Raw genomic sequence first — 21,836 nt, 5'->3', positions numbered from 1 at the left:
CAGCTGCTGCACTGATTAAGGCCCCGAGCATTGCGCCCTAAGGTCCTAGGCCTGCCTGATATTTTCCTGCGGCTTTTCGAAGGCAACGAACAGTTGGTCTGCGGTGATAGTGCCAAGGTCCAGGCGCATGTTGGCTTCAAGCATGGCGAACAGGCGGGTGAATACATCGAATACCTTGCAGTGTTCTTCCATGCCTGAGAACGGGTTGTCGATCTTCTCGGCGATCAGCGAGCTTTCCTGTACGGCGTCATAGACCTCACGCAAGGTGATATCGCTGGCTGGGCGTGCGAGGGTCAGGCCGCCGTGGGCGCCGCGCCATGACTTCAGAATATTGGCTTTGACCATCAACGACACGAGACTGCGTACCCGGGTGGGATGAGTCTTGACCCACTTGGCAATGGTCTCGGTACGCAACCTCTGCGGCGCGTTGGCCGCTACGAACGAGAGGATGTATGAGGCGGTGATCAGGCGGGTCGACTGACTCATCTAGTTTGAATTCTCTCTTCAGTGGTAGGGCAGTAGCGACATTCCGATCTGCCCCTTCGAACCGATAGTACTGACAAAACCTCGCCTAGCAAGAGCCACGCTCGTAAAGAAAAGGGGATTGGCAGCGACCTGTTTTTGAGCTTAATGTATTTGTCACGATGACAATTACAAATATTTTGCGTCAGTGCGTGCGAGGTCGGCTGAATCCTTTTCTCTGCGGTTCAACAGAGGCAATGCCATGAGCGATAACAACAACAAAATAACTCAAGCGATGCACGACAGCGGCCTGCCGCGTCGGGATTTTCTCAAATACAGTGCAGCGGCGGTTGCCGTGGCCGGGGCGTTTTCAATGGGCTTGCCGCAACGCGGCTGGGCCGGGGAGGCCACCCCGAAAGCGGGCGGCGTGCTGCGCATGGGCCTGGCCGGTGGCAGTACTACCGATTCTCGTGATCCAGGTTCATGGAGCGACACCTTTACCTTTGTCGGTTTCTCGGCGGTGTACAACACCCTGAGCGAAATTGGCGTCGATGGCACGGCGATCCCCGAGCTTGCCGAACGCTGGGAATCCAGCCCCGATGCACGCATCTGGACCTTCACCTTGCGCCAGGGGGTGACCTTCCATAACGGCAAGACTCTGGATGCCGGCGATGTGGTCGCCTCAATCGGGCATCACCTGGGCGACAAGTCCACCTCGGCGGCCAAGACTGTGCTCGGCGATGTTGCCAAGGTCAGCGCCCAGGGCAATGACACCGTGGTGTTCGAACTGCATTCGGGTAATGCCGACTTCGCCTACGTGGTGGCCGATTATCACCTGGTGATCATGCCCGCCAAGGACGGCGCCGCCGACTGGCAGGCCGGGATCGGCACCGGTGGTTATCGCCTCAAGGGCTTCGAACCCGGCGTGCGCATGGACCTTGAGCGCAGCCCGGATTACTGGAAAGCCGGCCGCGCGCATTTCGCCAGCGCCGAGTTGCTGGCCATCGCCGATGGCGCCGCGCGGGTCAACGCCCTGGTCACCGGCCAGGTCGATGTGATCAACAAGGTCGATCTCAAGACTGTCGCCTTGCTCAAGCGCAACCCCAATCTGGTCATCGAAGAGACCAAGGGTGCCCAGCACTACACCTTCCCGATGCTGACCGACAGCCAGCAGTTCCAGGACAACAACATCCGTCTGGCGCTCAAACATGCGATCAACCGCGAAACCCTGCTGGCCTCGGTGCTTTATGGCTATGGCCAGATTGGCAACGACCACCCGATCCAGCCCGGTAGTCGCTTCATCAACAGCGCCCTGGAACAGCGTGGCTATGACCCGGACAAGGCGCGTTTCTACCTGCGCCAGGCCGGGGTCGATTCGCTCAAGGTGCGCCTGCAGGCCTCCGATGCCGCTTACACCGGCGCGGTGGATGCCTCGGTACTGTTCAAAGAGCAGGCACGCCAGGCCGGTATCGACATCGACGTGGTGCGCGAACCAGCCGACGGTTTTTTTTCCAATGTGTGGATGAAGCAGCCCTTCACCACCTCGTTCTGGTACAGCAGCCTGACCGCCGACCGCATGTTCAGCATCGGCTACGCCAAGGGCGCGGCCTGGAACGAGACGCACTGGGACAACGCCCGTTTCAACCAGCTGCTCAACGCCGCTCGCGGCGAGATGAACGCACCGCTGCGCCAGGAGATGTACAACGAAATGCAGGCCCTGTGCCGTGACGAGGGCGGGGCGATCGTGCCGCTGTTCGCAAGCTCCGTGGCCGTACGCTCCAAGCGCGTGGCCCACGGCGGGCTGACCGCGCCCTACGGCGAGCTCGATGGCCTGCGCTTGATCGAGCGCTGGTGGCAGGCGTAAGCCCGACACTTTTTGCACCTTTCTTCGTTGATCCTGTTCGAGGAGCTGTACGGTGAATAGCCTTTGCAAACTGTTGCTCCAGCGCCTGGCCCTGGGCCTGTTGTCGCTGTTGGCGGTGTCGGTGATCATCTTCCTGGCCGTTGGCATGCTCCCGGGCGATGTCGCCCAGGCCATGCTCGGCCAGGCGGCAACTCCCGAGACTGTCGCTGCCTTCCGTGCCCAACTGGGCCTGGACCTGCCGCCGCTGACCCGCTTCGGCCACTGGGCCTGGCAACTGCTGCACGGTGACCTGGGCCTGTCGCTGGCCAACCAGCGGCCGATTGCCGAGCTGATCGGCACGCGCCTGGGCAACACCTTTAGCCTGGCCTTGCTGGCAGCGCTGGTGTCAGTGCCGGTAGCCTTGCTGCTGGGCATGCTCGCGGCGCTGTACCGCAACAGTTGGTTCGACCGCCTGCTCAACACCAGCGCCCTGAGCGCGGTGTCGTTCCCGGAGTTTTTCGTCGCCTATATCCTGATCCTGGTGTTCGCGGTCAAGCTCAACTGGTTGCCGAGTATCTCCAACCTGGCCCCGGGAGCATCGTTCGCCGAGGTGCTGGAGCGCTCGCTACTGCCGGTGCTGACCCTGAGCCTGGTGGTGGTCGCGCAAATGATGCGCATGACCCGCGCGGCCTTGATCAACGTGCTGGCCAGCCCCTATATCGAGATGGCCCGGCTCAAGGGCGTCAGCCAGGCGCGGATCATCTTCCACCACGCCTTGCCCAATGCCCTGGCACCGATCATCAACGTGGTGGCACTGAACCTGGCCTACCTGGTGGTCGGCGTGGTGGTGGTCGAGGTGGTGTTCGTCTATCCGGGGCTCGGCCAGTTACTGGTCGACTCGGTGTCCAAGCGCGATATCCCGGTGGTGCAGGCCTGCAGCCTGATCTTCGCCGCCACCTACATCCTGCTCAATACCACGGCCGACGTGCTGTCGATTGCCAGCAACCCACGCCTGATGCATCCGAAGGGGTAAGCCATGAGCCTGATCAAAGCGTTGTTACGGGCGCCCATGAGCGCCCAGTTCGGCCTGCTGGTGATTGTTGCCTACATCCTGGTGGCGCTGTTCGCGCCGGTGCTGGCGCCGTATGGCGAGACTGAAGTGGTCGGCGAAGGTTTTGCGCCCTGGGGCGGGCAGTTCCTGCTGGGTACCGATAACCTGGGCCGCGACATGTTCAGCCGCCTGGTGTATGGCGCGCGCAACACTCTGGGGGTTGCCTTCCTGACGACGCTACTGGCCTTTGCCGTCGGCGGTTTCTGCGGGCTGGTAGCGGCGATCAGGGGCGGCTGGATCGACCAGGGCCTGTCGCGGCTGGTGGATATCCTCATGGCCATCCCGCAGCTGATCTTTGCCTTGCTGATCCTCAGCGTGGTCGGCACCAACGCCACCTCGCTGGTGCTGGTGATCGCGCTGCTGGATGCCACCCGGGTGTTTCGCCTGTCACGGGCGGTGGCGATGACCGTGGTGGTCCAGGACTTCGTCGAGGCCGCCCGGCTGCGTGGGGAAGGGCTGTGGTGGCTGGTCAGCCGCGAGGTGCTGCCCAATGCCGCCGCGCCGCTGATTGCCGAGTTCGGCCTGCGTTTTTGCTTCGTGTTTCTGTTCATCAGTGCGTTGTCGTTCCTGGGCCTGGGCATCCAGCCGCCGACCGCCGACTGGGGCAGCATGGTCCGCGACAATGCCGTGCTGATCACCTTCGGCGATATCAGCCCGCTGCTGCCGGCCCTGGCAGTGGCGCTGATCACCGTCAGCGTCAACTTTGTCGTGGACTGGGTGCTGCATCTATCCAGCGGCCTGAAGGAGTGCTGAGCATGACCGTTCATCCAAGTGACAAGCCGCTACTGGAAATCCACGACCTGCGTATTGAAGGCCATTATCAGGACGCTTGGCACCCGCTGATCAAAGGCATCGACTTGAGCTTGCAGCGGGGCGAAGTACTGGGCCTGATTGGTGAATCGGGCGCGGGCAAGTCGACTCTGGGCCTGGCCTCCATGGGTTATGTGCGCGACGGTTGCCGTATCACGGGTGGCTCGGTGCGCTTCGATGGCCAGGAACTGGTGGGCGCCAAGCCCGAAGCCCTGCGCAAGCTGCGCGGCCTGCGTATCGCCTATGTCGCGCAAAGCGCGGCGGCCTCGTTCAACCCCGCGCACCGGCTGATCGACCAGCATGTCGAAACCGCGGTAAGGAATGCTGGTATCGAGCGTGCCAAGGCACAAGCCGAAGCAGTGGAGCTCTACCGCATACTGCGTCTGCCCAACCCCGAGCAGATCGGCCAGCGCTACCCGCACCAGGTCTCCGGCGGTCAGTTGCAACGGGTGATGACCGCCATGGCCATGGCCTGCCACCCGGACCTGATCATCTTCGACGAACCGACCACGGCGCTGGATGTCACCACCCAGATCGAAGTGCTGGTGGCGATTCGCGATGCGGTGAAAACCTACGGGAGCGCCGCCTTGTACATCAGCCACGATCTGGCAGTGGTGGCGCAAATGGCCGATCGCATCATGGTTCTGCGTCACGGCAAGCTGGTGGAGGAGGCCGACACCCGGACCATGCTCGACGCCCCACAGCAGGATTACACCCGATCGCTGTGGGCAGTACGTAGCTTGCGCACCGAACCCAAGCCGTGCCCACCGCAGGCAACACCGCTGCTGGAGGTACGCAGGGCCAGCGCCAGCTACGGCCATCAGCCGGTGCTGCATGATGTCTCGCTCAAGCTCTATCGTGGTCAGACCCTGGCGGTGATCGGCGAGTCGGGCAGCGGCAAGAGCTCTACGGCACGCTTGATCACCGGGTTGTTGCCGCCGACCAACGGCCAGGTGTTGTATGACGGAAAAGCGCTGCCAGCTGATTATCGCCAGCGCAGCAAGGAGCAATTGCGCCGATTGCAGATGATTTACCAGATCCCCGACACCGCGCTCAACCCGCGCCAGCGCATCGTCGACATCATCGGCCGGCCGCTGAGTTTCTATCTCGGCCTCAAGGGCCAGGCGCTGCGCCAGCGGGTCGCCGAGCTATTGGAGATGATCGAGCTGGACCCGGCGTTGTACATGGATCGCCAGCCCCGCGAACTGTCTGGCGGGCAGAAGCAGCGGATCTGTATCGCCCGGGCTCTGGCGGCCGAGCCGCAACTGATCATCTGCGACGAAGTCACCTCGGCCCTCGACCAACTGGTGGCCGAAGGCGTTCTGAAGCTGCTCAACCGCATCCAGCAGCAACTGGGCGTGGCCTACTTGTTCATCACCCACGACGTCGCCACCGTGCGCGCCATTGCCGACGAGGTACTGGTGATGCAGCGTGGGAAGGTGGTCGATCACGGCTGCCGGGAGGAGATCTTTACCCCGCCGTACCGCGACTACACCGGCTTGTTGTTCTCCAGTGAGCCAGAAATGGATCCGGACTGGCTCGACCATTTGCTGGAGAAAAGGGCGCTGGTTTCCTGACTTGGCCATGGCAAGAAAAGCGCCCCTTTGATCAAGTGGCCGTGCTGCTGGGGCCAGAAGAGGCGGAACGCCCCTTGAGCCGCACGGCTAAGAAGGCGCAAACAGGCTGCCACCACACCTTAAAGAGCGCCGTTTCGGTGATGGGCTTGTGGCGTTTAAAGGGCTTCCAAGCCATCTGCCGAGGCGGGCTGCGCAAAGCGGTTTGCATGTCGTGCCGCCCGGCGCTCTGGAGCGCACGGCATACGCGGGGCCAGCCATGCATTGCGCTCCAACGGAGTGGGGCAGGTATCAACCAGCGGAGTGAGTGCCGCAAGACCCAGCGGCAAATTGCAATCGACGCAGCCCCTTGATGAACGGTACAATCGCGCCTCGAAGCTCGGCTGCGGAACGCCGTCGAGTGCTCAATTACGGTTAGGTCCTATGCTTTGCATTGCAACGATTCGTTTTAGTCAGTGGTGGCGCTTCCAATAGGAAGCGGCACGTCGTTGCGGTTTTTTAACCGAACCCTGCCGCCGTAATCGGCAAGCAGGGATCAAGGATCTAATAGCTCTCCGGCACGGCGGCTCCAAACCCCAGGAGAACGCTGCATGCCAATCAGTCTCCCCACGCAGTACACCTTCGCCCGGCGGCAATGCCATCGGGTGCATCGTCATGCCCAACGTTCTGCCGGCTTGCGCTGGCGATGGCCGACGATGGCGTGGCGAGCTGAGCGACATTGCATAGATAAGGCGGTTCAATTCCATCACCTTGTCTGCCCTGCCGACAGCTTGCAGCATTCGGGTGCGCAAGCTCGCCCGGCACGCTCCACTGCGCTTGTGTATATCAATGTGCATATCGACACCCTGAGTTGCATGCACACCTACTTTAAAATCAATAAGTTGGAGCATGTATGCTGCTGATGATTGATAACTACGACTCCTTCACCTACAACGTCGTCCAGTACCTGGGCGAGTTGGGAGCTGAGGTGAAAGTAGTGCGCAATGACGAACTGACCGTGGCTCAGATCGAGGCGCTCAAGCCCGAGCGCATCGTGGTCTCGCCCGGGCCTTGCACGCCGACCGAAGCCGGTATTTCCATCGAGGCGATCAAGCATTTCGCCGGCAAGCTGCCGATTCTCGGCGTATGCCTGGGGCATCAGTCCATCGGCCAGGCCTTTGGCGGCCAGGTGGTGCGTGCCCGGCAAGTGATGCACGGCAAGACCAGCCCGGTGTTCCACCGCGACCTGGGGGTGTTCAACGGCCTGAACATGCCGCTGACCGTAACCCGTTACCACTCGCTGGTGGTCAAGCACGAGAGCTTGCCCGAGTGCCTCGAAGTCACGGCCTGGACGCAGCTGGAGGACGGCTCCGTCGACGAGATCATGGGGTTGCGCCACAAGACGCTGAATATCGAGGGGGTGCAATTTCATCCCGAGTCTATTCTCACCGAGCAGGGCCACGAGCTGTTCGCCAACTTTCTCAAACAGAGCGGCGGCACGCGCTAAGGACTTTTCATGGATATCAAGACTGCCTTGAGCCGTATCGTCGGCCACCTGGACCTGAGCACCGAAGAAATGCGTTCGGTAATGCGTGAAATCATGACCGGCCAATGCACCGATGCGCAGATTGGCGCCTTCATGATGGCCATGCGCATGAAAAGCGAAAGCATCGACGAGATCGTCGGTGCGGTATCGGCAATGCGCGAGCTGGCGGACCGGGTCGAGCTGAAAACCCTGGATGGCGTGGTGGATGTAGTGGGCACCGGCGGCGACGGGGCGAACATCTTCAACGTGTCCACGGCTTCCTCCTTTGTGGTCGCCGCGGCCGGTTGCACTGTGGCCAAGCACGGCAACCGCGCGGTGTCCGGCAAGAGCGGCAGCGCCGACCTGCTGGAAGCGGCCGGGATCTATTTGAACCTGACCCCGGTCCAGGTGGCGCGCTGCATCGATAACGTCGGCATCGGCTTCATGTTTGCCCAGTCCCATCACGGGGCGATGAAATATGCCGCCGGCCCGCGTCGCGACCTTGGCCTGCGCACCCTGTTCAACATGCTCGGCCCGCTTACGAATCCGGCCGGAGTCAAGCATCAGGTGGTAGGCGTGTTCACTCAGGCGTTGTGCCGGCCCCTGGCCGAAGTCTTGCAACGCCTGGGCAGCAAGCACGTTCTGGTGGTGCATTCCCAGGATGGTCTGGACGAGTTCAGCCTGGCTGCGCCCACCTATGTGGCCGAGCTGAAGAATGACCAGATCACCGAGTACTGGGTACAGCCCGAGGATCTGGGCATGAAGAGCCAGAGTCTGTTCGGCCTGGTGGTGGAAAGCCCGGCGGCCTCCCTGGAGCTGATCCGCGATGCCCTGGGGCGCCGCAAGACCGAGCATGGCCAGAAGGCCGCCGAAATGATTGTGCTCAATGCGGGGGCGGCGCTGTATGCCGCCGATCATGCCAGTAGCCTGAAAGAGGGCGTGGCCCTGGCTCACGACGCCTTGCACACCGGCCTGGCCCGGGAGAAGCTCGAAGAGCTGGGTGCCTTTACCGCGGTGTTCAAGCAGGAGAATGAAGGATGAGTGTGCCGACAGTTCTGGAAAAAATCCTCGCCCGTAAAGCCGAGGAGGTTGCCGAGCGCAGCGCCCGCGTCAGCCTGGCCGAGCTGGAGACCCTGGCGCGTGCTGCCGATGCACCACGGGGTTTCGCCCGGGCCTTGCAGGACCAGGTCAAGCTCAAGCAGCCGGCAGTGATAGCCGAGATCAAGAAGGCTTCGCCGAGCAAAGGCGTGATCCGTGAGAACTTCGTTCCGGCGGACATTGCCAAGAGCTACGAGAAAGGCGGTGCCACTTGCCTGTCGGTGCTGACCGATGTCGATTACTTCCAGGGTGCCGATGCGTACCTGCAGCAGGCCCGCGCCGCCTGCAAGCTGCCGGTGATCCGCAAGGATTTCATGATCGACCCGTACCAGATCGTCGAAGCCCGTGCCCTGGGCGCCGACTGTGTATTGCTGATTGTCGCTGCGCTGGATGACGCGCGGATGGCGGAGCTGGCGGCGGTGGCCAAGGGCGTTGGCCTGGATGTGCTGGTGGAAGTGCATGATGGTGATGAGCTGGAGCGGGCGCTGAAGACCCTCGACACACCGCTGGTTGGGGTCAACAACCGCAACCTGCACACCTTCGAAGTCAATCTGGAGACCACCCTCGACCTGCTGCCACGCATTCCCCGCGAGCGCCTGGTGATTACCGAGAGCGGCATCCTCAACCGTGCCGATGTCGAGCTGATGGAAATCAGCGATGTCTATTCGTTCCTGGTGGGTGAGGCGTTCATGCGTGCCGAAAGCCCGGGCAGCGAATTGCAGCGTCTGTTCTTCCCTGAGCGCGGCGTGCCGGTCAGCGGCTCGACCCTGGACTGAACCCGTGACAATGAACAAGCCGGCGATGCCGGCTTTTTCATGCCTATCGCCAAGGATTTCTACTGCCATGACTCAACCCCTTGCCTTGACTGTCGAAGCCGGTCTGCAGGCCGAGCAAGATCTGCTGGCCCTGGTGTGTACCGGTGAACAAGAGTTCGGCCTGCTGTTCTGGCAGCCCAGTGACCGGGCGCTGGTGATGCCTCGGCGCTTGAGCCGCCTGCCTGGATTTGAACGGGCCTGCGAGGAGTCGGCCGCCAACGGCTGGCCGGTGCTGTTGCGCGAAACCGGCGGCGAGCCGGTGCCGCAGTCGGCGGCCACGGTGAACATCGCACTGGTCTACGCCCCGCCGCGCAGCGAAGGGGATCAGGGCCGGATCGAAACCGCGTACCGGCGCCTGTGTCAGCCGATCTGCGATCTGCTCAGCGAGCTGGGGGGCAACCCGTCATTGGGCGAAGTGGAAGGGGCGTTCTGCGATGGTCGCTTCAACGTCAACCTGGACGGGCGCAAGATGGTCGGCACCGCCCAGCGCTGGCGTCAGAGCAAGGGTGGCCAGCGGCCAGTGGGCCTGGTGCATGGCGCCCTGCTGCTGGATAACGAACGCGATTCGATGGTGAACGCGGTCAATACTTTCAATCAGGCCTGTGGCCTGGAACAGCGCTGCCGGGCCGAAAGTCATATCGCCCTGCACGAGGCCTTTGCGGCGCCCGATGCGCTAGTGCGGTTGGAGAGCCTGTACCGGCAGATGCTCAAGGGCTTCCTGGCGGATTAGCGGGTGCCGAACACCACCATGGTCTTGCCCTTGACGTGAACCAGGTTGCGTTCTTCCAGATCCTTGAGCACGCGACCGACCATTTCCCGGGAACAACCGACGATCCGGCCGATTTCCTGGCGGGTGATCTTGATCTGCATGCCATCCGGGTGGGTCATGGCGTCCGGTTGCTTGCACAGCTCCAGCAGGCAGCGGGCCACCCGCCCGGTCACGTCGAAGAACGCCAGGTCGCCGACCTTGCGCGTGGTGTTGCGCAGGCGCTGGGCGATCTGCCCGCTGAGCACATAGAGGATGTCCGGGTCGTTCTGCGACAGTTCGCGGAACTTGGCGTAGCTGATCTCGGCAACCTCGCACTCTACCTTGGCGCGCACCCAGGCGCTGCGCTGCTGCTCATGGCCGGCCTCTTCGAAGAGCCCCAGTTCGCCGAAGAAGTCTCCGGCATTGAGGTAGGCGATGATCATCTCCCGACCGTCATCGTCTTCGATGAGGATGGTCACCGAACCCTTGATGATGAAGTACAGGCTGTCGGACACATCACCGGCGCAGATGATGTTGCTCTTGGCCTGATACCGGCGGCGTTGACAGTGCATGAGCAACTTGTCGAGATTTTTGATCTTGGGGGTGGGGGCAATAGCAACCATGGTTGTATCCCGAAAAGACTGCACGGTATGAGGTGTTTTTTTTATGGGGCGTAAAACGAAGGTGTTGAACGCTGGCGATGCGCCAGTCATTTGGCGTCAGCTTAACAGACACGTCCTTGGCTCAATTAAGATTTTTCTTATCGAAAACCGGTAATGAGGGACAAACGGTCAAAGCGCTGTGGCTGGAAAACCCTGTGCTAAGCTGGCGACCCTTTTTTAACAGTGGAGTCTTGGCGATGAAGGCACGCATCCAATGGGCTGGCGAAGCCATGTTCCTCGGCGAGTCGGGCAGTGGCCACGTAGTGGTGATGGATGGCCCGCCGGAAGCCGGTGGCCGCAACCTGGGTGTTCGCCCTATGGAAATGCTCCTGCTCGGCGTGGGCGGTTGCAGCAACTTCGATGTGGTCAGCATTCTCAAGAAGTCGCGCCAGGCGGTTGAAAGCTGCGAGGCGTTCCTGGATGCCGAGCGTGCCACCGAAGACCCCAAGGTCTTCACCAAGATCCACATGCATTTCGTGGTCAAGGGCCGAGGCCTCAAAGAAGCCCAGGTCAAGCGGGCCATCGAGCTGTCTGCCGAGAAATACTGCTCGGCGTCGATCATGCTCGGCGCGGCCGGTGTGGCCATCACTCACGATTACGAAATCGTCGAGCTGGGCTGAACCCGCGCGGATTCTGGCGGTAAAAGAAAAGGGCGCTTCGATAGCGCCCTTTTTGATGCCCGTGGTTTGGAATCAGATCCGGTAGGTGCTCTTGGTCATGACCTTGGCCAGCAGGCTCATGCCGAATTTCACCGGCGCCGGGAAGCGGAACCCGCCGGCTTCGAGCGCGGTTTCAGCGTGATGTTCTTCGTCGATGCGCATCTGTTCGAGAATCGCTCGGGACTTTTCGTCTTCGGCCGGCAGTTGCTCCAGATGCTCGTTTAGGTGCTTGCACACCTGGTCTTCGGTGGCGGCAACGAACCCCAGGCTGACCTTGTCGCTGATCAGGCCTGCCGCGGCGCCGATGCCGAAGGACAAACCGTAGAACAGCGGGTTGAGCACGCTCGGGTGGCTACCCAACTGGCGGATGCGCTGTTCGCACCAGGCCAGGTGGTCGATTTCTTCTTCGGCGGCATGTTCCATGGCCTGGCGTACCTGAGGCAGCTTGGCGGTCAGGGCCTGGCCCTGGTACAGCGCCTGGGCGCAGACTTCCCCGGTGTGGTTGATGCGCATCAGGCCGGCCACGTGCCGGGTGTCCTCGTCACTCATCTGCGCTTCCGGCTGCACGATGGCCGGCGACGGGCGATAAGGTTGGCCGCTGAAAGGCAGCAGCGTGCGCATCGCCATATCGGCTTGCAACAGCAGGCGGTCGATCGGCGAGTAGTGACGTTGGGTAGTCATGCTTATCTCCGGGAGAAATCTCGGCGGCCAGTTTACTCCAATCAAAGGAGCGAAAACTGCGCTGGATCAGCGCACCCTCGTCCTCGATGGTCCGAGAGGGCGCTGCGCAAGGGGTGGGGCGGGCAATCAGCCCGGCGGCCAGTTCATCTGGCGCTGACCCAGCACGTGCATGTGAATGTGATACACGGTCTGCCCACCCAGCTCGTTGCAGTTCATGACCACCCGGAAGCCGTCTTCGCAGCCTTGCTCCTTGGCCAGGCGCTGGGCGGTGAACAGAATGTGTCCGGCCAGGGCCTTGTCGTCCTCGGTGAGGTCGTTGAGGGTGCGGATGGGTTTCTTCGGGATCACCAGGAAATGCACCGGCGCCTGCGGGGCAATATCGTGGAAGGCCAGAACCTGGTCGTCCTCGTAGATGATCTTCGCGGGTATTTCTCTGTTGATGATCTTGGTGAACAGAGTATCCACAGCTGTTTCTCCATTGGGTTGGTCCGGGCCGAGTGTACTCAGGTGCACAAGGTGCGCCCAGCCCCGACTCTTAACGTGGGCAGTAGGCCCGATTGACGTAACCGACGATCTTGCGGGTCAGCCAGCGTGAACTCAGGCGGGCGCTGAAGGCCATCCAGCGGTTCAGGCGTCCGGGAATGATGATGGCGCGGTTCTTTTCCAGGGCACGCACCGCATACAGCGCGACCTCCTCGGGGCTCATGAGCAGCTTGCTGTCCTTGAGTTTGGTGGTGTCCATTTGTGCGGTGCGGAAAAATGCGGTGCGGGTCGGCCCCGGGCAGAGTACCGAGACCTTCACCGCGCACTTCTTCAATTCTTCGCGCAACCCTTCGGAGAAATGCAGGACATAGGCCTTGCTGGCGTAGTAGCTGCTCATCCAGGGGCCGGGATAGAAGGCTGCCACCGAGGCGACATTGAGGATCTGCCCGCCGCCCAGCAGCGCCATGCTGTTGCCCAGGGCATGACACAGGCGGGTGAGGGCGAGGATGTTGACCTCGATCAGGTCCTGCTCGGTCATCCAGTCCTGGGCCAGGAACGGGCCGCTGGTGCCGATGCCGGCGCAATTGACCAGCAGGTCGATCTGCCGGTCACCCTCCTCCAGCTCCAGCAGGAAACCGGACAGGCGCAGTGGTTCGCCCAGGTCGCAGGCGCGGAACAGCACTTCGACGCCGAAGCGCTGGGTCAATTCCAGGGCGATGCATTCCAGCTGATCACGCTGACGGGCCACGAGAATCAAGTTACGGCCGCGCCGGGCCAGTGCTTCGGCCAGGGCCAGGCCTATGCCGCTGGAAGCACCAGTGATCAGAGCGTAACGGGTCATGCATTTCTCCATCGAAACGGCCGGCGGCCTGCGACGGGGGAGGGTCGCAGGCCCGGGCGCGTTTATTCTTGCTCGGACTCGGATTCTACAGGGGCGGCGATATCGGCGGGTTCGGCATCTTCATCGGCGCTGCTGGAGTCGATGCTTTCGCTGTAGCTGGTTTCGCTGTAGCGATCTTCCAGGGAGCTCAGGCCGCCGGCCACCATGCCCACGATCAGCACGACGATCAGGACGACCCACATCCAGGACAGCACCTTGACGGCGGTGGTGTTGGGCGGTGGTGGGGCGCCGTAGCGGTTGGCCACGTTGCTGCCCGGGCTGACCATCAGCACCAGAGGGAAGATGCTGCCGACGATGGGCACGAAGTTCAGCAGCCACAGCCAGCCCGACCAGCCGAGATCGTGCAGGCGCTGCACGCTGATCTGAATGCTGACCACGAGGAAGCCGATGAAGACCACGATACCGCCGACAATCCCCAGGCCGGTGAGCAGGGTGGAATTGAACACCGCCGCGGACAGGATACCGAAGAAGGCGCCTACCCCGACCACGGCCAGCATGGCCACCGTCAGGACCAGAGTCCAGGCCAGGTAGCGCAGGCGACCGATACGGCCTTCGAAGCTGAATACGTTGAGTGCGGCGTATTGTGGGATTGCATCGCCTACTACGGCTTGCGGGGGCGCATAGGGCGACTCGCTGAGGCTGCTGGCCCTGGGTGTGGGGGTTACTGCGTCTAGATCCAGCTTCAGGGCCTGCTCGGATTCGATGCGGGCATCGATCCCGGCGTTCTTCAATGCTTCCAGATAGCGCTGGGCGTCGGCCTGCGTCAGGTCGCGCTTGAGCTCCACCTGCTGGCCGCTGAACAGGCGTTCTACGGCGGCCGCATCGCTTTTGAACAGTTCGGCGAGGTTCAGTTGGGCAGTGGCTTTTTCCACGCCGGGCAGCAATGTGCCGTCGAAAACGATCTTGTAGCGGGTTTCGCTCATGGGGGCATCCCTGTCACTTGAAAAGAAGGTTTACATAAAAGACCGACAGTTTAAGGCCAGCGCCCCTCGGCTGGCCAAAAAACTAATGAGAACGGGTTAACGTGGCCAGCGTTTGCTCAGTTGGCTGGCGCGTTGCTGGGCCGCCTGATATTCGCTGTCCAGGCGCGCGATCAATTGGTCGACGCTGGGCAGGTCGTCGATTTCACAGACCCCCTGGCCTGCGGACCAGACGGTTTTCCAGGCTTTTGCCTCATCGCTGATGGGTTTGAGCTTGGAGCCGAAGTTGATCTCACCTTTGCCTTGCAGGGCGGCCAGGTCGAAACCTGCGTTCTCCAGGCTTTGGCGCATGAAGCTGGCAGGTACTCCGGAAACCGCGGCGGTATGCACGATGTCGGCGGCTCGAGAGCTGAGTAGCATCTCTTTATAGGCATCCGGTGCGTGGCTTTCGGTGGTACCGATAAAGCGGGTGCCCAAGTAGGCGAGGTCGGCGCCAAGCAGCTGTGCGGCAAGAATCTCGTGGCCCCGGTTCAGGCAGCCGGCCAGTAGCAGGGTCTTGTCGAAGAACTGGCGGATCTCGGCGACCAGAGAGAAGGGGCTCCAGGTGCCTGCATGGCCACCCGCTCCGGCTGCGACGGCGATCAGGCCATCGACACCCGCCTCGGCGGCTTTCTCTGCGTGCCGGCGGGTGGTCACGTCATGAAATACCAGGCCGCCGTAGCTGTGCACGGCGTCCACTACTTCCTTGACCGCGCCGAGGCTGGTGATGACGATCGGTACCTTGTGCTCGATGCAGATCTGCAAGTCGGCCTGCAGCCGTGGGTTGCTGTTGTGCACGATCAGGTTCACGGCGTAGGGAGCAGGGTTCTCCAGCTTGGCCAGGCCCGCTTCGATCTCCTCCAGCCAGGCCTTGAAACCGCTGCTTTCGCGCTGATTGAGGGCGGGAAAGCTACCCACCACACCATTGCGACAGCAGGCCAGGACCAGTTCCGGGTTGGAGATCAGAAACATCGGCGCGGCCACTAGAGGCAGGCGCAGACGTTGTTCAAGCAAAGCGGGCAGTGACATTGGAGTACCCCCAGGGAAGCGACTAGTTAGAGTTAGAACGGCCGTACAACGACCAAAATTACAATAGCCAGCAATATCAGAACCGGTACTTCATTGAACCAGCGATAAAAGACATGGCTGCGGGTGTTTTCGCCACGGGCGAAGCGCTTCACTTGCGCGCCGCACATGTGGTGATAGCCGATGAGGATGACCACCAGGGTCAGTTTGGCGTGCATCCAGCCGCCCTGGCCGAAATACGCGCTGGGGTTGAGGCTGATCAGCCAGATGCCAAAGATCAGTGCCGCGATCATCGCAGGCCCCATGATGAAGCGGTACAGCTTGCGTTCCATCAGGCAGAAGCGCTCGCGGCTGATGCTGTCCTCGCTTTGGGCGTGGTAAACGAACAGGCGTGGCAGGTAGAAAAGGCCGGCAAACCAGCAGACCACGCTGACGATATGAAAGGCTTTGAGCCATAGATAGAGCATTTTTAGTTATTCCCAGGTTCACGGTGGCGAAGATAGTAGAGGGTAGAGCGTCCGCACGTCACCTTGACGGTTGTCGCAGGGGCGCGCCGCCCCTATTATCGGCAGCTTTCCAGTGGGTTCGTTGAGGGCAGGTTTATGGTCAAGGTCGGTATCGTCGGCGGCACGGGTTACACCGGTGTCGAACTACTGCGTCTGTTGGCACAGCATCCGCAAGCGCGAGTGGAAGTCATCACTTCGCGATCCGAGGCTGGCCTGGCCGTTGCCGACATGTACCCGAACCTGCGTGGCCATTACGACGGCCTGGCGTTCAGCGTGCCGGATATTAAGACCCTTGGTGCCTGTGACGTGGTGTTCTTTGCCACCCCCCATGGCGTGGCGCATGCACTGGCTGGCGAACTGCTGGCTGCGGGGACCAAGGTCATCGATCTATCGGCGGACTTCCGCCTGCAGGATGCCGATGAGTGGGCCAAGTGGTACGGTCAGCCTCACGGTGCCCCTCAATTGCTGGAGGAAGCGGTCTACGGCCTGCCGGAAGTCAATCGCGAACAGATCAAGAAAGCCCGTTTGATTGCGGTTCCTGGCTGCTATCCAACCGCAACCCAGCTCGGTTTCCTGCCGCTGCTGGAAGCCGGTCTTGCCGACACTTCCCGGCTGATCGCCGACTGCAAATCCGGTGTCAGCGGTGCTGGCCGTGGCGCCAGCGTCGGGTCGCTGTACTCGGAAACTTCCGAGAGCATGAAGGCCTATGCGGTCAAGGGGCACCGTCATTTGCCGGAAATCCGTCAGGGCCTGCGCCGGGCAGCAGGCAAGGAAGTTGGCCTGACGTTCGTACCACACCTGACGCCGATGATTCGCGGTATCCACTCCACGCTCTACTCCACGGTGGTGGATAAGTCGGTGGATCTGCAGGCGTTGTTCGAGAAGCGTTATGCCAATGAGCCGTTTGTCGATGTAATGCCGGCCGGCAGCCATCCGGAGACCCGCAGTGTGCGGGGTGCCAACGTGTGCCGGATTGCCGTGCACCGGCCGCAGGATGGTGATCTGGTAGTGGTACTGTCGGTCATCGACAACCTGGTCAAGGGCGCTTCGGGCCAGGCGGTGCAGAACCTCAATATCCTGTTCGGCCTGGATGAGCGTCTGGGGCTGTCCCACGCGGGCATGCTGCCTTAACGTCGTTTTTGCGTGAACAAAAAGGCCCGTCTGACGGGCCTTTCTGCTTTATACGGGTGGCTGTACGACTATTGATATACCGTAACAATAGTTGACCGCTTTTCTGGGAGAAGCGGATAATGCGCGTCATTACGCAGTATGGCGGCTTAACGCCGGGAGATAGTCAGCATGAGCGTTGAATCCTTCACCCCCACGGCTTTGCAATTCACTCAAGGTGCAGCGCACAAGGTGAAGACCCTGGTCGATGAAGAGGGTAATGATCGCTTGAAGCTGCGCGTATTCGTTACGGGCGGCGGTTGTTCGGGGTTTCAGTACGGTTTCACTTTCGATGAGGAAGTGGCCGAGGATGACACCATCGTCGAGCGCGAGGGCGTGAGCCTGGTGGTCGATCCGATGAGCTTCCAGTACCTGGCCGGTGCTGAAGTGGACTACCAGGAAGGCCTGGAAGGTTCGCGGTTCGTGATCAAGAACCCCAATGCCACCACTACCTGTGGTTGCGGGTCGTCGTTCTCGATCTGACCAGCCGGCAGCAGCTATTCGCCGAACGCCGCAGGGGCCTGGGATCCTGCGGCGTTTTGCTGTCTGCTGTTCAAGCCGGGTAGATGGCGCCTAGTACACGCAGGCCACGGGCGCCGGTGACGCTGGGCCGGTTGGCAGCGATGCCTTCCAGGCAGCAGTGGGCCAGCCAGGCAAACGCCATAGCCTCTACCCAGTCGGGATCTACGCCATACGCCGCAGTGCTGCTGACCCGGGTTTGCGGGAGGAGGGCTGCCAGGCGGCCCATGAGCGCTGCGTTATGCGCGCCGCCGCCGCACACCAGCAGCTCCTGGGTGTCACTTTGAGCGCTCTGCAGCGACTCGACGATGGTTAGAGCTGTCAGCTCCAGAAGGGTAGCCTGCACGTTTTCGGCGGCAATAGCGCCCCGTGCCCTCAGATGCCGCTGTAGCCAATCAAGATTGAATACCTCGCGCCCGGTGCTCTTCGGGCCTTGGGTGGCGAAGAACGGGTCGCTGAGCAGGGCTTGCAGTAGGGGCGGATCAACCTGGCCGCTGGCAGCCCATTGGCCATTGCGGTCGAAGTTCTCTGCGCGTTGGGCCTGGATCCAGGCATCGAGCAGGACGTTGCCCGGGCCACAGTCGAATCCGGCCACCGGCTTGGCGGTTTCGATCAGGCTCAGGTTGCTGAACCCGCCGACGTTCAGCACGGCGCGGTTTCCCGGGCGCTGGTCGAACAGGGCTTCGTGAAAGGCCGGAACCAGCGGCGCGCCTTGCCCGCCCGCCGCCACGTCGCGGCTGCGGAAGTCGCTGACGACAGTGATCCCGGTCAGCTCAGTGAGCAGGGCCGGGTTGCCGATCTGCACCGTGAACCCGCGGCTTGGCTCATGACGCACGGTTTGTCCGTGGCTGCCGATGGCGCGAATGTCTTGAGGGTGCAGTTGCTGTTGTTGCAGAAGCTGGTTGATGCCCTGGGCGGCCAGCTCGACCCAGTGCTGTTGGGCGATGGCGGAACGGGCGATCTCGTCGGGGCCACTGGCGCACAAACCCAAGAGTTCGGCGCGCAGGGTATCGGGCATGGGGATGTAGCGAGTGGCGACCAATCTGAGCGCCGGGCTTTGCTCGATCAGGGCGATGTCCAGGCCATCAAGGCTGGTACCGGACATCACACCTATATAGAGCCCCATGGCTTAGCGCTTGCTCGAGGCCAGCATCGTGGCCTTTTCCTGATCCATCCGGGCCATCAGAGGCTGGCTCTGCTGCAGGAAGCGTGCTCGTTCGGCCTTGGCGATCGGGTCGGCCATGGGCAGCTTCTGGCCCAGCGGATCCACGTGGACACCGTTGACCTGGAACTCATAGTGCAGGTGCGGTCCGGTGGACAGTCCGGTGGTACCGATATAGCCGATGACCTGGCCCTGTTTCACCGAGCCGCCAGTCTTCACACCCTTGGCAAAGCCCTGCATATGGCCGTACAGGGTGCGGTAGGTGTTACCGTGCTGGATGATCACGGTATTGCCATAACCGCCACGACGGCCAGCTAGCAGCACCTTGCCATCACCGGCAGCCTTGATTGGCGTGCCCCGTGGCGCGGCATAGTCCACGCCCTTGTGGGCACGGATCTTGTTCAGGATCGGGTGCTTGCGGCCCATGGAAAAGCGCGAGCTGATGCGAGCGAAATCCACCGGTGTACGGATGAAGGCTTTGCGCATGCTGTTGCCATCAGCGGTGTAGTAGCTGCTGGAGCCCTGTTTGTTGGTGTAGCGCACTGCGGTGTAGGTCTTGCCGCGGTTAGTGAAGCGCGCGGAGAGGATATTGCCTGTGCCGACTATCTTGCCGTTGGCGACTTTTTGCTCATAGATCACGTCGAATTCGTCACCCTGGCGAATATCCTGGGCGAAGTCGATGTCGTAGCCGAAAACGTTGGCCATATCCATGGTCAGGCTGTGGGACAGCCCGGCGCGGGCGGCAGACTGCGAAAGCGAGCTGTTGATGACGCCGTGGACATAGGCAGAACGAACCACTGGTTTGGTGATCACGCGGCTGAACATAAAGCCCTTGGGGCCTTTGGTCAGGGTGATGGTTTCCAGGTCGCTGACTTTGCTGTGCAGGTTGTTCAGTTGGCCATCAGGCGTCAGCTCGAACTCCAGCTTCTGGCCATGCTTGAGCTGGGAGAACTGCTTGGCCTGCTTGTCGCTGGCCAGTACTTCATGGACAGAAGTGGCTGGCAGGCCAACCTTTTCAAAGAGTGTGGAGAGGGTGTCGCCCTTGGTGACCAGAACTTCCCTGTGGCCGGGGGCTTTTGGCTCCTCCACGGCAGCAGGCACAGGTGCGGTTTCTGCGGTTTGCGTGGTGTCTTCGGCGGTGTTTTCGATCTGTGCGAAAGGTGAGGCAACGGCCTCGCTTGTGGCTTGTTCGGTGGATGCGGCGTCTTGATCTTGTGTCAGTTGCTCGATCGGGCTTTCCAGATCAAGGCTCAATGTCGTTTTTTTTGCTTCTACATCACTGGATGGAAATACCAGAAGAGCCAAGCTGAGAAGGGCTGCGATGCCACTTGCAGCGAGCAGGTGGCTCTTCGGATAAAGCGGTGGCGCTTTAGACGGTTCGGTGGTCATAGGTAATTTGACTTTGAAAAGATGAAATGGAAAAGATGAATGACATGATGAAGATGAAATAACTGTATAAAATATAACCAAATCATCTGTGACGCAAGGGCGCGGGCACTCTGCTTTCGGAATGCTCCCGTACGCCGGGCAAAACTTGTAATTAGTCCATGATCTTGTATGGTTGGTTCCCTTTTGAATCTGAGCCTTGCGGGTCTGTTATGAAGTCGGTTGAAGAGCAGCTAGCGCTGATCAAACGTGGTGCGGAAGAGTTGTTGGTCGAGTCCGAGTTGATCGAGAAGCTCAAGCGCGGCGAACCGCTGCGCATTAAGGCTGGCTTCGATCCGACGGCGCCGGATCTGCATCTCGGGCATACCGTACTTATTAATAAGCTGCGTCAGTTCCAGGACTTGGGTCACCAGGTAATCTTCCTGATTGGCGACTTCACCGGCATGATCGGTGATCCCAGTGGCAAAAGTGCCACACGCCCACCCTTGACTCGCGAGCAGGTCCTGGAAAACGCAGAGACCTATAAAAGCCAGGTCTTCAAGATTCTTGATCCTGCCAAGACTGAGGTGGCTTTCAACTCCACCTGGATGGACAAGATGGGGCCGGCGGACTTCATTCGTCTAACTTCCCAGTACACCGTTGCGCGGATGCTCGAGCGTGACGACTTCGACAAGCGTTATTCGACCAATCAGCCGATTGCCATTCATGAGTTCCTGTATCCGTTGGTGCAAGGCTATGACTCGGTGGCATTGCGCGCCGATGTCGAACTGGGCGGTACCGACCAGAAGTTCAACCTGCTGATGGGGCGTGAGCTGCAGCGCGGTTACGGTCAGGAGGCTCAGTGCATTCTGACCATGCCATTGCTCGAAGGGTTGGATGGCGTCAAGAAGATGTCCAAGTCTCTGGGTAACTATGTCGGTATCCAGGAGGCGCCTGGCGTGATGTACGGCAAGCTGGTGTCCATTCCTGATGCGTTGATGTGGCGTTACTTCGAGTTGCTCAGCTTCCGCTCCATGGATGAGATCAATGCATTCAAGGCGGATGTAGATGCTGGCGCTAACCCGCGTGACATCAAGATCAAGCTGGCCGAAGAGATTGTTGCGCGCTTCCATGGTGAAGAGGCTGCTGCAAATGCTCACCGTGCCGCAGGTAACCGCATGAAAGATGGCGAGCTGCCTGATGATCTGCCGGAAATCGAGCTGGTTGCTGCCGAGGATATGCCGATTGCGGCTGTCCTTAATAAGGCAGGGCTGGTGAAGAACGCCGCAGTGGCTCGGGATCTTCTGGGTTCGGGTGGTGTGCGGGTGGATGGTGAGGTTGTCGATCGCACCTATATATATGCAGTAGGTTCCACCCATGTGTGCCAAGCCGGCAAGAAGGCATTTGCACGTATTACGCTTAAATCCGAATAAAACTGAAAATAGGTGTTGACGGCGAATTATATCTCTCTATAATTCGCCCCACTTCCGGCGCAGTCGAAACGGAAAACTCCTTGAGATTCAACGAGTTACGCAGTTTTCGATAGCGGTTACGCTTCAGTTCATCGAAGCCAGAAGCAGTTGGTAAGGCAGTCAGTTTTCGCCTTATTAACGATTCGATCCTCTCGGTCGAAAGCGGTTGAAAAGAGGTGTTGACAGCAGCGTGTAACGCTGTAGAATTCGCCTCCCGCTAACGAGAGATCGGAAGCGCAAGTGGTTGAAGTTAAAAAGGAAACTTTGAAAACTTCTTAAAAAATCACTTGACAGCAAATGAGGCTGCTG

At 60.8% G+C, this 21,836-nt stretch carries 22 protein-coding genes; 12 read left to right on the top strand and 10 right to left on the bottom strand.

Features of this window, described 5'->3' with window-relative positions:
* Positions 1 to 45: 45 nt before the first annotated feature.
* Positions 46 to 486 carry an Rrf2 family transcriptional regulator gene (locus BLS75_RS21240; RefSeq protein ID WP_015637243.1) on the bottom strand — a complete coding sequence of 147 codons (441 nt, stop codon included), beginning with the start codon at positions 484 to 486 and terminating at the stop codon, positions 46 to 48.
* Between the two features lie 238 nt (positions 487 to 724).
* Between BLS75_RS21240 and BLS75_RS21235 the strand changes: the two genes are divergently transcribed.
* The 8 genes from BLS75_RS21235 (at position 725) to BLS75_RS21200 (ending at position 9,947) form a co-directional block, all read left to right on the top strand.
* Positions 725 to 2,326, top strand: a complete 1,602-nt coding sequence (locus BLS75_RS21235) for an ABC transporter substrate-binding protein (protein ID WP_072451739.1) — start codon at positions 725 to 727, stop codon at positions 2,324 to 2,326.
* 52 nt (positions 2,327 to 2,378) lie between these two features.
* Positions 2,379 to 3,338, top strand: coding sequence for an ABC transporter permease (locus BLS75_RS21230; protein ID WP_072451738.1), 960 nt, complete (start codon positions 2,379 to 2,381; stop codon positions 3,336 to 3,338).
* Between the two features lie 3 nt (positions 3,339 to 3,341).
* The gene (locus tag BLS75_RS21225) at positions 3,342 to 4,169 is read left to right on the top strand and encodes an ABC transporter permease (RefSeq protein ID WP_072451737.1); all 828 of its coding nucleotides are present in this window, start codon (positions 3,342 to 3,344) and stop codon (positions 4,167 to 4,169) included.
* Between the two features lie 2 nt (positions 4,170 to 4,171).
* A complete protein-coding gene (locus tag BLS75_RS21220) occupies positions 4,172 to 5,803 on the top strand; it encodes an ABC transporter ATP-binding protein (RefSeq protein ID WP_072451736.1) in 1,632 nt (543 codons plus the stop codon).
* Positions 5,804 to 6,692: 889 nt separating this feature from the next.
* Positions 6,693 to 7,286 (top strand): aminodeoxychorismate/anthranilate synthase component II, encoded by a 594-nt coding sequence (locus BLS75_RS21215; RefSeq protein ID WP_011063801.1) that lies wholly within the window; start codon positions 6,693 to 6,695, stop codon positions 7,284 to 7,286.
* Positions 7,287 to 7,295: 9 nt separating this feature from the next.
* Complete coding sequence (gene trpD, locus BLS75_RS21210; RefSeq protein ID WP_011063800.1) at positions 7,296 to 8,345, top strand: anthranilate phosphoribosyltransferase; 1,050 nt, start codon at positions 7,296 to 7,298, stop codon at positions 8,343 to 8,345.
* A complete protein-coding gene (gene trpC / locus BLS75_RS21205; protein WP_011063799.1) occupies positions 8,342 to 9,178 on the top strand; it encodes an indole-3-glycerol phosphate synthase TrpC in 837 nt (278 codons plus the stop codon). Before trpD ends, trpC begins: the two co-directional genes overlap by 4 nt.
* Before the next feature lie 67 nt (positions 9,179 to 9,245).
* Positions 9,246 to 9,947 carry a lipoate--protein ligase family protein gene (locus tag BLS75_RS21200; RefSeq protein WP_072451735.1) on the top strand — a complete coding sequence of 234 codons (702 nt, stop codon included), beginning with the start codon at positions 9,246 to 9,248 and terminating at the stop codon, positions 9,945 to 9,947.
* Here the strand turns inward: BLS75_RS21200 and crp are convergent.
* Positions 9,944 to 10,588, bottom strand: coding sequence for a cAMP-activated global transcriptional regulator CRP (crp, locus tag BLS75_RS21195; protein ID WP_011063797.1), 645 nt, complete (start codon positions 10,586 to 10,588; stop codon positions 9,944 to 9,946). The two genes, BLS75_RS21200 and crp, sit on opposite strands and share 4 nt — an antisense overlap.
* 236 nt (positions 10,589 to 10,824) lie before the next feature.
* Here crp and BLS75_RS21190 point away from each other — a divergent pair, with 236 nt between their 5' ends.
* A complete protein-coding gene (locus tag BLS75_RS21190) occupies positions 10,825 to 11,247 on the top strand; it encodes an OsmC family protein (RefSeq protein ID WP_009045862.1) in 423 nt (140 codons plus the stop codon).
* Between the two features lie 72 nt (positions 11,248 to 11,319).
* Here the strand turns inward: BLS75_RS21190 and coq7 are convergent, their stop codons facing one another.
* From coq7 to hemJ, 6 genes are all read right to left on the bottom strand, one after another.
* Entirely contained in the window at positions 11,320 to 11,967 is a 648-nt protein-coding gene (gene coq7, locus BLS75_RS21185; protein WP_011063796.1) for a 2-polyprenyl-3-methyl-6-methoxy-1,4-benzoquinone monooxygenase, read from the bottom strand.
* Positions 11,968 to 12,093: 126 nt separating this feature from the next.
* Positions 12,094 to 12,432 (bottom strand): histidine triad nucleotide-binding protein, encoded by a 339-nt coding sequence (locus BLS75_RS21180; protein WP_016963742.1) that lies wholly within the window; start codon positions 12,430 to 12,432, stop codon positions 12,094 to 12,096.
* A 70-nt stretch (positions 12,433 to 12,502) separates the two neighbouring features.
* Positions 12,503 to 13,291 (bottom strand): SDR family NAD(P)-dependent oxidoreductase, encoded by a 789-nt coding sequence (locus BLS75_RS21175; RefSeq protein WP_019092760.1) that lies wholly within the window; start codon positions 13,289 to 13,291, stop codon positions 12,503 to 12,505.
* A gap of 62 nt (positions 13,292 to 13,353) precedes the next feature.
* Positions 13,354 to 14,274 (bottom strand): DUF805 domain-containing protein, encoded by a 921-nt coding sequence (locus BLS75_RS21170; protein WP_065365147.1) that lies wholly within the window; start codon positions 14,272 to 14,274, stop codon positions 13,354 to 13,356.
* A gap of 96 nt (positions 14,275 to 14,370) precedes the next feature.
* Positions 14,371 to 15,339: an NAD(P)H-dependent flavin oxidoreductase gene (locus BLS75_RS21165; RefSeq protein ID WP_019092762.1), complete on the bottom strand. Its 969-nt coding sequence runs from the start codon at positions 15,337 to 15,339 to the stop codon at positions 14,371 to 14,373.
* Between the two features lie 32 nt (positions 15,340 to 15,371).
* Complete coding sequence (gene hemJ / locus BLS75_RS21160) at positions 15,372 to 15,803, bottom strand: protoporphyrinogen oxidase HemJ (protein ID WP_011063791.1); 432 nt, start codon at positions 15,801 to 15,803, stop codon at positions 15,372 to 15,374.
* A 135-nt stretch (positions 15,804 to 15,938) separates the two neighbouring features.
* On the opposite strand from hemJ, the gene argC reads away from it, so the two are divergent.
* Complete coding sequence (gene argC, locus BLS75_RS21155; RefSeq protein ID WP_072443688.1) at positions 15,939 to 16,973, top strand: N-acetyl-gamma-glutamyl-phosphate reductase; 1,035 nt, start codon at positions 15,939 to 15,941, stop codon at positions 16,971 to 16,973.
* Positions 16,974 to 17,141: 168 nt separating this feature from the next.
* Positions 17,142 to 17,492, top strand: coding sequence for an iron-sulfur cluster insertion protein ErpA (gene erpA / locus BLS75_RS21150; RefSeq protein WP_011063789.1), 351 nt, complete (start codon positions 17,142 to 17,144; stop codon positions 17,490 to 17,492).
* A 70-nt stretch (positions 17,493 to 17,562) separates the two neighbouring features.
* Here erpA and BLS75_RS21145 read toward each other — a convergent pair whose 3' ends face one another.
* Together BLS75_RS21145 and BLS75_RS21140 are read right to left on the bottom strand one after the other, a co-directional pair.
* Complete coding sequence (locus BLS75_RS21145; RefSeq protein ID WP_072451734.1) at positions 17,563 to 18,654, bottom strand: anhydro-N-acetylmuramic acid kinase; 1,092 nt, start codon at positions 18,652 to 18,654, stop codon at positions 17,563 to 17,565.
* Between the two features lie 3 nt (positions 18,655 to 18,657).
* Positions 18,658 to 20,079 (bottom strand): peptidoglycan DD-metalloendopeptidase family protein, encoded by a 1,422-nt coding sequence (locus tag BLS75_RS21140; RefSeq protein ID WP_072451733.1) that lies wholly within the window; start codon positions 20,077 to 20,079, stop codon positions 18,658 to 18,660.
* 209 nt (positions 20,080 to 20,288) lie between these two features.
* Here BLS75_RS21140 and tyrS point away from each other — a divergent pair, with 209 nt between their 5' ends.
* The gene (gene tyrS / locus BLS75_RS21135; RefSeq protein WP_053154182.1) at positions 20,289 to 21,488 is read left to right on the top strand and encodes a tyrosine--tRNA ligase; all 1,200 of its coding nucleotides are present in this window, start codon (positions 20,289 to 20,291) and stop codon (positions 21,486 to 21,488) included.
* Positions 21,489 to 21,836: the final 348 nt, after the last annotated feature.

This window comes from Pseudomonas sp. NFPP12 (genome assembly GCF_900103205.1).
In the GTDB taxonomy this organism is placed as follows: domain Bacteria; phylum Pseudomonadota; class Gammaproteobacteria; order Pseudomonadales; family Pseudomonadaceae; genus Aquipseudomonas; species Aquipseudomonas protegens.
The sequence above is the reverse complement of the archived record's forward strand: the minus strand, read 5'-3'. Positions and strand labels throughout refer to the sequence as shown.